The organism is Shinella sp. M31, assembly GCF_049199205.1.
In the GTDB taxonomy this organism is placed as follows: Bacteria; Pseudomonadota; Alphaproteobacteria; order Rhizobiales; family Rhizobiaceae; genus Shinella.
On sequence record NZ_JBLZPH010000106.1, the window covers coordinates 21,355 to 32,466 of the forward strand.

Annotated in this window: 13 protein-coding genes, 2 tRNA genes and 2 pseudogenes; 14 read left to right on the forward strand and 3 right to left on the reverse strand. The window is 62.6% G+C overall.

Going from position 1 to position 11,112, the window contains the following annotated elements:
- Positions 1–43: 43 nt before the first annotated feature.
- Positions 44–1,234, reverse strand: a complete 1,191-nt coding sequence (locus ACOZKU_RS18095) for an MFS transporter (protein ID WP_421580048.1) — start codon at positions 1,232–1,234, stop codon at positions 44–46.
- A 79-nt stretch (positions 1,235–1,313) separates the two neighbouring features.
- Between ACOZKU_RS18095 and ACOZKU_RS18100 the strand changes: the two genes are divergently transcribed.
- Positions 1,314–2,336 (forward strand): AraC family transcriptional regulator, encoded by a 1,023-nt coding sequence (locus ACOZKU_RS18100; RefSeq protein WP_421580049.1) that lies wholly within the window; start codon positions 1,314–1,316, stop codon positions 2,334–2,336.
- Here the strand turns inward: ACOZKU_RS18100 and ACOZKU_RS18105 are convergent.
- A tRNA-Thr gene (locus tag ACOZKU_RS18105) sits at positions 2,315–2,389 on the reverse strand. The two genes, ACOZKU_RS18100 and ACOZKU_RS18105, sit on opposite strands and share 22 nt — an antisense overlap.
- A gap of 148 nt (positions 2,390–2,537) precedes the next feature.
- Here ACOZKU_RS18105 and ACOZKU_RS18110 point away from each other — a divergent pair.
- The 12 genes and pseudogenes from ACOZKU_RS18110 to ACOZKU_RS18165 all read left to right on the forward strand — a co-directional run bounded on the left by ACOZKU_RS18110 (position 2,538) and on the right by ACOZKU_RS18165 (position 9,872).
- Entirely contained in the window at positions 2,538–2,738 is a 201-nt protein-coding gene (locus ACOZKU_RS18110) for a hypothetical protein (protein WP_314092462.1), read from the forward strand.
- 165 nt (positions 2,739–2,903) lie between these two features.
- Entirely contained in the window at positions 2,904–4,196 is a 1,293-nt protein-coding gene (murA, locus tag ACOZKU_RS18115) for a UDP-N-acetylglucosamine 1-carboxyvinyltransferase (protein ID WP_421580050.1), read from the forward strand.
- A gap of 104 nt (positions 4,197–4,300) precedes the next feature.
- Positions 4,301–4,738 (forward strand): DUF2948 family protein, encoded by a 438-nt coding sequence (locus tag ACOZKU_RS18120; RefSeq protein ID WP_421580051.1) that lies wholly within the window; start codon positions 4,301–4,303, stop codon positions 4,736–4,738.
- 46 nt (positions 4,739–4,784) lie between these two features.
- On the forward strand, positions 4,785–6,083 hold the full coding sequence (gene hisD / locus ACOZKU_RS18125; RefSeq protein ID WP_421580052.1) for a histidinol dehydrogenase: 1,299 nt from the start codon (positions 4,785–4,787) through the stop codon (positions 6,081–6,083).
- Positions 6,084–6,086: 3 nt separating this feature from the next.
- Positions 6,087–6,563, forward strand: a complete 477-nt coding sequence (locus ACOZKU_RS18130; protein WP_314092451.1) for a UPF0262 family protein — start codon at positions 6,087–6,089, stop codon at positions 6,561–6,563.
- A 4-nt stretch (positions 6,564–6,567) separates the two neighbouring features.
- Positions 6,568–7,029, forward strand: coding sequence for a low molecular weight phosphatase family protein (locus tag ACOZKU_RS18135; protein ID WP_421580053.1), 462 nt, complete (start codon positions 6,568–6,570; stop codon positions 7,027–7,029).
- A 145-nt stretch (positions 7,030–7,174) separates the two neighbouring features.
- Positions 7,175–7,393 carry a translation initiation factor IF-1 gene (gene infA / locus ACOZKU_RS18140; protein WP_007759621.1) on the forward strand — a complete coding sequence of 73 codons (219 nt, stop codon included), beginning with the start codon at positions 7,175–7,177 and terminating at the stop codon, positions 7,391–7,393.
- Between the two features lie 90 nt (positions 7,394–7,483).
- A complete protein-coding gene (locus tag ACOZKU_RS18145) occupies positions 7,484–8,104 on the forward strand; it encodes a Maf-like protein (RefSeq protein ID WP_421580054.1) in 621 nt (206 codons plus the stop codon).
- Positions 8,104–8,313, forward strand: coding sequence for a DNA gyrase inhibitor YacG (yacG, locus tag ACOZKU_RS18150; protein ID WP_314092439.1), 210 nt, complete (start codon positions 8,104–8,106; stop codon positions 8,311–8,313). Before ACOZKU_RS18145 ends, yacG begins: the two co-directional genes overlap by 1 nt.
- A gap of 174 nt (positions 8,314–8,487) precedes the next feature.
- A tRNA-Phe gene (locus ACOZKU_RS18155) sits at positions 8,488–8,563 on the forward strand.
- Positions 8,564–8,870: 307 nt separating this feature from the next.
- A pseudogene (locus tag ACOZKU_RS18160) lies at positions 8,871–9,053 on the forward strand (Rossmann-like fold-containing protein); the annotation flags it as partial.
- 222 nt (positions 9,054–9,275) lie between these two features.
- Positions 9,276–9,872, forward strand: a complete 597-nt coding sequence (locus tag ACOZKU_RS18165) for an alpha-ketoglutarate-dependent dioxygenase AlkB (protein ID WP_421580055.1) — start codon at positions 9,276–9,278, stop codon at positions 9,870–9,872.
- A gap of 142 nt (positions 9,873–10,014) precedes the next feature.
- Here the strand turns inward: ACOZKU_RS18165 and ACOZKU_RS18170 are convergent.
- Positions 10,015–11,002 (reverse strand): annotated as a pseudogene (locus tag ACOZKU_RS18170) (IS3 family transposase); the annotation flags it as partial.
- Between ACOZKU_RS18170 and ACOZKU_RS18175 the strand changes: the two are divergent.
- On the forward strand, positions 10,964–11,112 hold a 149-nt coding region (locus ACOZKU_RS18175; RefSeq protein ID WP_421580057.1), incomplete at its 3' end, for a helix-turn-helix domain-containing protein. The pseudogene ACOZKU_RS18170 and the gene ACOZKU_RS18175 overlap by 39 nt on opposite strands.

Consider the following 11,112-nt stretch of genomic DNA (forward strand, 5'->3'; position numbering starts at 1 on the left):
CTCCGGCATAGAGGGTTTTCACGCCACCGAGAAGCCTGTCCCGTCAAGCCGGCCGTGTGCGCACCGTCGAGACGATGGTGAGAGCCGCAAGGAAGAGCGCGACGCCGCTTGCGACGAAGACGCTCGCCACCCCATTGGCATCGAACAGGGCACCGCCGGCTGCTGCCCCCGTCGCAATCGCGAAGTTGATCGCGGCAACGAAGAGACCCCCGGCACTTTCCGCTTCATCCGGCACGGCCCGCGTGATCCAGGTCGACCAGGCGACCGGCACCGCGCCGAAGGCGAGCCCCCAGAGCGCGACCATGGCCGCATCGCCGGCAAGGTTGCCGCCGAAGGCGGAAAGCGAGAGGGCGAGCGTTCCCATGACAAGCGGCATGATCGTCAGCGTGAAGCGCATGGAGCGTTCGAGCAGCACGGCGCCGAGATAGTTACCGAAGAAGGTGGCGATGCCGAAACCGAGCAGCACGGCCGAAACCCCCTCGACGCCGACCCCCGTCACCGTTTCGAGGAACGGCCTGATATAGGTGAAGAAGGCGAAGTGGCCGGTGAAGACGAGCAGGATCGCCAGCATCGCAAAACCGACGCCCGGCCGCGCCAGAACCTCCACCAGCGTACCGAAGCGCGAATGACCGCGCGGCGGCAGCGAGGGCAGTGTGGCAAGCTGCACGACCAGCGCCAGCCCACCGAGCACGGCCGCGCCCAGGAAGACATTCCGCCAGCCGACGATATCGCCGACATAGCTACCGACCGGGGCTGCAAAGACCGTCGCCAGGGACACGCCGAGGAACATGACCGAAAGTGCCTTCGCCACCAGCGCCTCCGGCACCAGCCGCATCATGGTGGCGGCTGAAAGCGTCCAAAAGCCGCCGAGCGCCATGCCGAGCAGCACGCGGCCGGCAAGCAGCATGGGCAGGTTCGACGACATTGCGACCAGCAGGTTGGAGAAGATCAGAAGAATTGAGAGCCCAAGCAGCACCAGCCGCCGGTCGAGCTTGCGCGTCACCACGGTGATCACGAGGCTCGTCACCAGCGCGACGGCCGCCGTCGCCGTTACCGCTTGCCCCGCCATGCCCTCGGAAATCCCGAGATCGGCCGCCATCGGCGTCAAAAGGCTTGCCGGCAGGAATTCCGCCCCCACCAGCCCGAACACGCCGAGCGTCATGGCGAGCACGGCTCCCCAGGCGGGGCGGGCCTCAGCCTCGCTCTCTGGTACTGATAATGTTAAATCCGTCATCTGCCATCCCTTTCCTGTTGCAGGTGCGTGCTGAAAAGATGGGTTGAAACATAGGACGCACAATGCCATTTTATCCGCAATGTTTGATCGATCGTCTGACCCAACCCAAAATGCGCATGATCCCGTCAGCGAGCTTCTGATGGGCATGCGCCTGCGCGGTGCGAGCTACGGCCGCCTGCAACTCACCCCGCCCTTCGGCATCCGCTTTCCCGCGGGGCCGGAAGCCCGCTTCCACTTCATCGCGCGCGGCAACGTGCTATTGCGTGCGCCGGGCGACGCCGACCGCCCCCTCGGCTGCGGCGATGCCGTGCTTTTGCCCCGCGGCGAGACCCATGAAATCATCACCGGCCCGAATGTCCGGATGCGCGACTATGAGAGCTATACGCACAAGCCGCTCTGCCCCGAAGTCGAGGCGGTGGAAGCCTGCATCAAGGAGACCAGCCGCGAAAACGACACGCTCATCTTCACCGGCCGCATGGAATTCGAACTGGACACGCTGCATCCGCTCGTCGGCCTGATGCCGCAGATCATGTCGGTCGGCGCACTGATCGGCCGCCAGCCGGAACTCATGCCGCTGCTCGGCGCCATGGAGCGGGAAATGTCGGAGGAACGCGTCGGCTCGGCCGGCATTCTTGCGCGCCTCGCCGATGTCATCGCCGCCTCCATCGTGCGCGGCTGGGTGGAATGCGGCTGCGGTGACGCGACCGGCTGGATCGAGGCGCTGCGCGACCCGCGCCTCGGCCGCGTCATCGCCGCCCTTCACCGCGAGCCCGGCCGCAACTGGACGCTGGCCGACATGGCGCGGGAAATGGGAAGCTCCCGCTCGGTCTTCGCCAAGCGCTTCGTCGAGGTGACGGGCGTCACCCCGCAACGCTACGTGCTGGCGTTGCGCATGCGGCTCGCCGAACAATGGTTCCGCCGCGACAAGCTCGCCATCGACACCGCCGCCCGCCGCCTCGGCTTCAGCTCCCAAGCCGCCTTCGCCCGCGCCTTCAAACGCATCGTCGGCAAACCACCGGGGCAAACGCGCAAGAAGACGACCGCGGGCGGCCTGGAAAACACAAAGACGGGGAGAAAAAATGGTGCTGCTAGAGAGATTTGAACTCTCGGCCTCTCCCTTACCAAGGGAGTGCTCTACCCCTGAGCTATAGCAGCATCTTGCGAAGCGAAGGCGCTTTCGCGTTGGGCGAGGGCCTATTGCCATAGGTGGATGGGCAGTGCAAGCGGCGATTTTACGATTATCGCAACAAACTGATGACGGCGGTGCTTTTTTCGCGTGCCGGTTTTCATTATGAGAAGGGATATGAGCGGCAAGGACGAGACGAAAAGCAGGAAAATCAGGACGGAAGCGGAGATCCGGGCGGAGCGGCTGGCCAAGACGCTGCGTGACAATCTCCAGCGCCGCAAGCAGCAGGCGCGTGCGCGCCGCGCCGGCGAGGCGGATGAGACGACGGGCCTGCCCGGCATGGCCTCTGCCGCAAAAAAAGACGAATCGGACGGTTAGTCGAACCGTCTTCACCACGAAGGCGACGGGGATGGCTGTCCAGCCGGGCGTGCGCGCAAGCGGGTGGGCGGCACGGTCTTCATTTTTCTTTCGCGATGCTCTAAAGAGGCCGCAATCTCCGAAAGCCTATATATCAAGAAAGGCGGGCCCGGCCCGTAATCGCATATGGATCGTATCAGGATTGTAGGCGGCAACGAACTCAGGGGCATCATTCCGATCTCCGGCGCCAAGAACGCTGCGCTGCCGCTGATGATCGCGTCGCTTCTGACCGACGACACGCTGACGCTGGAAAACGTGCCGCACCTCGCCGATGTCGAACAGCTCATCCGCATTCTTGGCAACCACGGCGCCGACATCACCGTCAACGGCCGCCGCGAGCGCCAGGGTGAGGGCTATTCCCGCACCGTCACCTTCACCTCGCGCAACATCGTCGATACGACGGCGCCCTACGAGCTCGTCTCGAAGATGCGCGCCTCCTTCTGGGTCATTGGCCCGCTGCTCGCCCGCGAGGGCAAGGCGCGCGTCTCGCTGCCCGGCGGCTGCGCCATCGGCACGCGCCCGGTCGATCTTTTCATCGAGAGCCTGGCCGCCCTCGGCGCGAAGATCGAAATCGACGGCGGCTATGTCGAGGCGACCGCCCCGCAGGGCGGCCTGATCGGCGCGCGCTACACCTTCCCGAAGGTCTCCGTCGGCGCGACCCATGTTCTGATGATGGCGGCGACGCTCGCCCGCGGCACGACCGTCATCGGCAATGCCGCCCGCGAGCCTGAAGTGCAGGATCTCGCCAAGTGCCTGAACGCCATGGGCGCGAAGATTACGGGTGCCGGCACCTCCACCGTCACCATCGAGGGCGTCACGCAGCTCTCCGGCGCGCGCCACCGCGTCCTGCCGGACCGTATCGAGACCGGCACCTATGCCATGGCCGTCGCCATGACCGGCGGCGACGTCGTGCTGGAAGGCACGGAAGTCGCCCTGCTCGACACCGCGCTTGAAGCGATCCGCCGCTCCGGCGCCGAGATCACCGCGACGGAAAGCGGCATCCGCGTCGTGCGCAACGGCGGCGGCATCAAGCCGGTCGATGTCGTCACCGATCCCTTCCCGGGCTTCCCGACGGACCTGCAGGCGCAGTTCATGGGCCTGATGACCAAGTCGAGCGGCATTTCGCACATCACCGAGACGATCTTCGAAAACCGCTTCATGCATGTGCAGGAGCTTGCCCGCCTCGGCGCGAAAATCTCGCTCTCCGGCCAGACGGCCAAGATCGAGGGTGTCGAACGCTTGCGCGGCGCGCCCGTCATGGCGACGGACCTTCGCGCCTCCGTCTCGCTCGTCATCGCCGGCCTTGCCGCCGAGGGCGAGACGATGGTCTCGCGCGTCTATCACCTCGACCGTGGCTTCGAGCGTCTCGAAGAGAAGCTCACCCGCTGCGGCGCCATCGTCGAACGCGTCAGCGATTGATCTTTCCCACGCGGCGGCGTTGCAGTCCGCCGCGTGCCGTCCTATCTCGTTGACCGAGTATACGGGATGCCGCATCTGGCGGCATCCACGGGAAGGACATCGATATGGATAGCCTGAAACTGCTTGCCCTCGACACCGAAGACCTCGCGGTGGTCTCGGCCCATCTCCAGGACGCGGTCTTCAAGACCGACGGCCTCGCCTTCGACGCCCGCCAGCATGTGTTTTCGGTCGTCGTCAATCGCTTCGTCTGGGAAACCGCCGCAAGTCGCGGCAAGAGCTTCGAACGCCGCCGCGCCGTCGTCGCCTTCAAGCGCGTCAACGCCGTGCGCTCCATCGGCATCGATCGCAAGGATACGAGCGCCGTCTTCTCCCTGCTCGCCGTAAACTTCACGCCGAAGGGCGAAGGCCCGGAAGGAACGCTGGAGGTCGTGCTGTCGGGCAATGCTTCCGTGGCGCTCGATGTGGAATGCGTCGAAGTTCAGCTTGCAGATACCGGCGGAGCGTGGGAAACCAGCTTGAAGCCCCGCCATCCAGCGGTTTGAATGCATGAACCGGCAGTTTTGCCGGGAGACGACAGGGACGACAGACTTGGCGATCAGACTTGACTACCAGAGCAGCGATTTCGAAAGCCGGTTTGCTGCCTTCCTGACCACTAAGCGCGAGGTCTCCGAAGACGTCAACACCGTGGTGCGCGCCATCATCGACGATGTGCGCGCCCGCGGCGACAAGGCGCTTGCCGACTATTCCAGGAAATTCGATGGCCTCGATTTTTCCGTGACCTCCATGCGCGTGTCGCTGGAAGAGATCGAGCAGGCTTATGACGCCGTCGATCCGAAGATCGTCGCCGCGCTCGAACTCGCCGCCCAGCGCATCGAAAAGCACCATGCCCGTGCGATGCCGAAGGACGATATCTATGAAGACGAGATCGGCGTCGGCCTCGGCTCACGCTGGACCGCCATCGACGCTGTCGGCCTCTATGTGCCCGGCGGGACCGCGAGCTATCCGAGCTCGGTTCTGATGAACGCCGTGCCGGCCAAGGTGGCCGGCGTGCCGCGTCTCGTCATGGTCGTGCCGGCCAAGGAAGGCGAGATCAATCCCGCCGTGCTCGCCGCCGCGCGCATCGCCGGCGTCGACGAGATCTACCGCATCGGCGGCGCGCAGGCTGTCGCAGCACTCGCCTACGGTACTGAGACCATCGCGCCCGTCGCCAAGATCACCGGCCCCGGCAATGCCTTCGTCGCCGCCGCCAAGCGTCAGGTCTTCGGCACCGTCGGCATCGACATGATCGCCGGCCCCTCGGAAGTGCTCGTCATTGCCGATGCCGACAACGATCCGGACTGGCTCGCCGCCGATCTGCTCGCCCAGGCCGAACACGATGTCGGCGCCCAGTCGATCCTCGTCACCGACAGCGTGGCGCTCGCCGATGCCGTCGAGGCGGCCGTCGAACGCCAGCTGAAGACGCTGGAACGCGCGGAAACCGCCGCCGCCAGCTGGCGCGATTTCGGCGCCATCATTCTCGTGCCGGACCTCAGGAAGGCCGTGCCGCTGGCAAACCGCATCGCCGCGGAGCATCTGGAGATCGCGACCGCCGATCCCGACGCACTGATGCCCGAGATCCGCAATGCCGGCGCCATCTTCGTCGGCCGTCACACGCCCGAGGTCATCGGCGACTATGTCGGCGGCTCGAACCATGTCTTGCCGACCGCCCGCTCGGCCCGCTTCTCCTCCGGCCTCTCGGTGCTCGACTATATGAAACGCACCTCGATCCTGCGCCTCGGCCCCGATCAGCTGCGCGCACTCGGCCCTGCTGCCGTGACGCTGGCGGAGGCCGAAGGCCTCGGCGCCCATGCCCGTTCCGTCGCCATCCGGCTCAATCTGGAGAGCTGAGGCATGGGCACGAAGGGCAACTTCCGCCTCTGCGACGTGGTGCTGGACGATACGATCGGCCGCGCCACGCCGGATGTGGAGCACGAGCGTGCCGTTGCCATCTTCGACTTGATTGAGGAAAACACCTTCGAGCCGGTCGGCCATGCCGGCGGCCCCTACCGCCTCAATATCTCGCTTCTCGACAGCAAGCTGGTCTTCTCCATCCGCACGGAGGGCGGCGAGGACGTCGCGACCCATATCCTGTCGCTGACGCCGTTCCGCCGCATCGTGAAGGACTATTTCCTGATCTGCGAAAGCTATTACCAGGCGATCCGCTCCTCCACGCCGAGCCAGATCGAGGCGATCGACATGGGCCGGCGCGGCATTCACAACGAGGGCTCGCAGACCCTTATGGACCGGCTGTCGGGCAAGATCACATTCGATTTCGACACCGCCCGCCGGCTGTTCACGCTCGTCTGCGTTCTCTATTGGCGCGGGTAAGCGGATGGAGGGTGTTTTTCCGGCACTCGACAAATCCCCGTCGCGGACACCCCGTTCGATCCTCTTCATGTGCCGCATGAATGCCGTGCGCTCGCCGATGGCCGAGACGCTGGCCCGCAGCCTGCTGCCCGGCACCTATGTCGCCTCCGCCGGCATCCGCCCCGGCGAGCGGGATCCTTTCGTCGATGCCGTGCTCGGCGAGGTCGGCCTGTCGCTCGGCCGCCATGCGCCGCATTCGCTGGACGAGCTGGAGGACGATTATTTCGACCTTATCGTGACGCTCGCGCCCGAAGCTCATCACGCCGCCCTGGAACTTACCCGCTCCATGGCCGTCGACGTCATGTACTGGCCAACCCCCGACCCGTCGGTTGCGACGGGCACGCGTGACCAGATCCTGCACTCCTACCGCGACGTGCGCGAGCACCTGAGGCTGCTGATCGAGAAGCGTTTGAAGCCCCCCGGCTGAGCGCAAAGCAGCCATGTTCCGGGCAAATGCAGAAAGCCTGCGCTTCGGTGTTCACAAAGCCCCGGGGATTGTGTAGTTTCCGGCAACTTTTCGGGGCCGGCATAAGGCATGTCCCAAATCCACCTCCAAGGAATACCGCTCGAACATGGCAAAAGAAGAAGTCCTCGAATTTCCCGGCATCGTGACGGAACTGCTCCCGAACGCAACGTTTCGCGTCAAGCTTGAGAACGAGCACGAGATCATCGCGCACACCGCAGGCCGCATGCGCAAGAACCGCATCCGCGTTCTCGCCGGCGACAAGGTGCTGGTCGAGATGACCCCCTACGACCTCACCAAGGGTCGCATCACCTACCGTTTCAAGTAAGACGCTTTTCAAAGCCCTGGGGCAGCGCTCTCGTCCGGCCCCTGGCCTGAGAGCAAAATCCGGCGCCCCCGGCGCTTTCCCGGAGATCCCATGGCGCAGACCGACACGCTCATCCTCGCCTCCGGCTCGCCGCGCCGCGTCGAACTGCTCGCGCAGGCGGGCATCGAACCCGCGCGCCTCATGCCGATGGATATCGACGAGACGCCGAAGCGATCCGAGCATCCGCGCTCGCTCGCGCGGCGCCTGTCGACCGGCAAGGCGCAGGCGGCGCTGGCCGCCATCAAGGGCGACCCGGCCTTCGCCGGCAGCTATATCCTTTCGGCCGATACCGTCGTCTCCGTCGGCCGGCGCATCCTGCCGAAGACGGAGATGATCGACGAAGCCTCCAGCGCGCTGCATCTGCTCTCCGGCCGCAGCCACCGCGTCTTCACCGGCGTATGTCTCATCACGCCGGACCGGACCGTACGCCAGAAGGTCATCGACACGAAGGTCCGCTTCAAGCGCCTGTCGACCACCGATATCGAGCAGTACCTCGCCTCCGGCCAATGGCGCGGCAAGGCGGGCGGCTATGCCATCCAGGGCATTGCCGGAAGCTTCGTCGTCAAGCTCGTCGGCTCCTATACCAACGTGGTAGGCCTGCCGCTCTACGAAACGCTGACGTTGCTGACCGGCGAGGGCTTCGACGTGCATACCGGCTGGGCGGATGCCTGATGGCGGACGAAGCCGAAAAGCCCGCCGCAACCGTTGCACCGCTGCGCAAGGCCGTGCCCTGTCCCATCTGCAGCCGCCCCTCGGCGCGCGAGCACTATCCCTTCTGCTCGAACCGCTGCCGCGACGTCGATCTCAACCGCTGGCTCTCCGGCTCCTATGCCATCCCGGTTGCCGATGGCGAGGAAAAGGCCGAAGACGACGATCTATGAGCCACAGTTGGCACGGTAAAAAGCCAATCTTTTCAGAAACTTGAAAAGACTGTCATTTTTCCCGCAAAAAACCGCCGAGAGGGGTGGACACATTTTTGCAAGATGTTATAACCCCGCTCGCTTCCGGGGCGAAACCAAACGCCCCGCGGATTTCCAACCGAAATCCACCCGGATGCCCGGATAGCTCAGTTGGTAGAGCAGCGGATTGAAAATCCGCGTGTCGGTGGTTCAAATCCGCCTCCGGGCACCATTTTTTTCAAAATAAAACAAGTGCTTGCGATTTTGGCGCCAACCGACTGGTGTCAACTAAGTTACGTTTCTAAATTTTCTACCGTTTACCTACCGTTCGCTCGGAAACCCAATGACACAAGGGCTGGTCAACTTTCTTGGCTGGGATTTTCAATTGGGCATCTACCGTTTCGTCGATCTTCCTACCGTTTTAAGATGTCACCGCCGCGCCACCGGAACTCGAACCGGTCTACCCGCTACTGCGGTGCGTGCCCTCGCTTCCGACGCGGTCCGTGCCTCGGCGTCTATAGCTTTCCCGAGGCGTCAGCACGATGGCAGGTGTCGATGCCACAAATCTATCGCAATGGTTTGGCCGAAGACGGTTTGATTTAATCGTTTTTCAGGTCCCGAACGTCGGCAGTCGTAACCCTCGTTACAGGCGAAATCCCAACCATATCCTGGTGCGGCGTTTTCTTAAGAGTGCAGCGGCGCATCTTTCAGGCGAAGTGTAAGTCGCGATTACCGTCGTAAAAGCGCCCACTACGATGGAGCTTTTGACATGAATGGAGCGGCCGAGCGCAATGATACGCATTGCCTGTTGCCTATCCGTTCCGCTTTGCGGACTATGCCGGTTACGCGCATGTGAAGACGAAGGACGACGGCGTTGGAGCCGTCGATGAGGGGGACAAATTTGTGACCTACGTTTCTGGGGTGAATGAGAGGATTGGCCGCAAATGGATCACGCTTTAGACGCGGTTAGCCTGCCTCCGGGCGCCATATACATTACTGAATTCCTTTCCCGAGAGGAGGAGGAGACGATCAAAGATCGGCTCGACGGCGGAGAATGGAGCAATACGCTTAAGCGTCGCGTGCAGCATTTTGGCTACCTGTATGACTACAGGGTGCGAGCCATTACGACAGATACGTATCTAGGCAGGCTGCCTGAATGGCTTGAAATGCTCGCAGAACGATTGATCGCGCGCGGCTATTTCGTTGATTTGCCAGATCAAGTGATCGCGAACGAGTATTTGCCGGGTCAAGGCATTAGCGCTCACGTCGACTGTGTGCCGTGTTTCGATGACACAATCATTTCGATAAGCCTTTTATCCCAATGCGAGATGGTTTTTCGGGAGCGGTCCAGTTCCAGATCACTTGCCGTATTACTCCATCCACGCTCAGGCATATTGCTGAAGGAAGCGAGCCGATATGACTGGACGCACGAAATTCCCGCCCGAAAGTCGGATGTCACGGACGGTACGAGAGTGAATCGTGGCAGAAGAATATCTCTGACGTTTCGGAAGGTTACTCAGGCTATTGGAAAATCTTTTTAAAGCGGCCCTTATCTGCTTGCCGGTCGTGGGCTGCCGCCAACTTAGCCAACCAGTCGCTTAGCCACACTGAGAAAGTATTTTGTCAAGGGCCGTAAACGCCCAGTGAGAATTAGCGTTGCTCATCTTGACCTTGCCCCAAGTTTTATCCAATTTTGAGTTCGCTCCAGCGGTTTGGGTTGCTGCATTTGCGGCGGTAGCGGCGGGTTGTGGTGCGGAGCCATTTCGGCTGCGCATCACGTCGCGGGTTGATGGTCTGAGCGAATTCGGCAGGTGTCAGCCAGCCGATCCCAGAGTGTGGTCGGTTATCGTTGTAGTCGCTGCGCCAGTCTAAAAGCGCTAATCGGGCATGGATCGATGACGAGAAGAGTGTCTCATTCAAGAACTCGTCTCGCAGCCGCCCATTGAAGCTTTCGATGAACGGTTTTTGATCGGTTTGCCCGGCGGGATGTAGTGCCACTCCACCTTGGCTCGGTCGGCCCATTGCAGGATCGCGTTGCTCATGAACTCGCTGCCGTTGTCGCTGACAATCATCTTCGGTTTGCCGCGCTCCTCGATTATCCGATCCAGCTCACGGGCAACCCGCAGACCGGAAAGCGATGTATCGGCGACGAGCGCCAGACATTTCCTGGTGCAATCGTCGACGACCGTCAGAACCCGGAACCTGCGTCCATCGGTGAGTTGATCTGACACGAAGTCCAGCGACCAACGATCATTGACTGCCATCGGAATCAGCATCGGCGCTCGCGTGCCTATCGCTCGCTTTCGGCCGCCGCGTTTGCGCACCGTCAGCTTCTCCTCCCGATAGAGCCGGAAGAGCCTCTTTTGGTTCACAAGGTGCCCCTCGCGCCTGAGCAGCACATCAATGCGTCGATAGCCAAAGCGGCCACGTTCATGCGCCAACGCCTTCATTCGCTCGCGGAGGTTGTGATCGTCATCGCGTCTGGTTTCGTAGCGGATCGTCATCCGGCAAAAGCCAATGGCTTTACACGCCCGCCGTTCGCTCATCTGATGGACCGACAACAGATGAGCGACAGCTCGCCGCTTTGCCGTGGGCGTCACCACTTCTTTCCCAAAAGGTCTTTTAAAGCAGTATTGTCGAGCATCGCGTCCGCCAGAAGCATCTTGATCTGAACGAACGCCGCAGGATCGCCCGCTGGCGCCACGCCGGCCTGAGCATCGATATCATCGCGGAGAAACTTGGACGTCATCGCTCGACGATCTTCCGCGAGGTTCGGCGCAA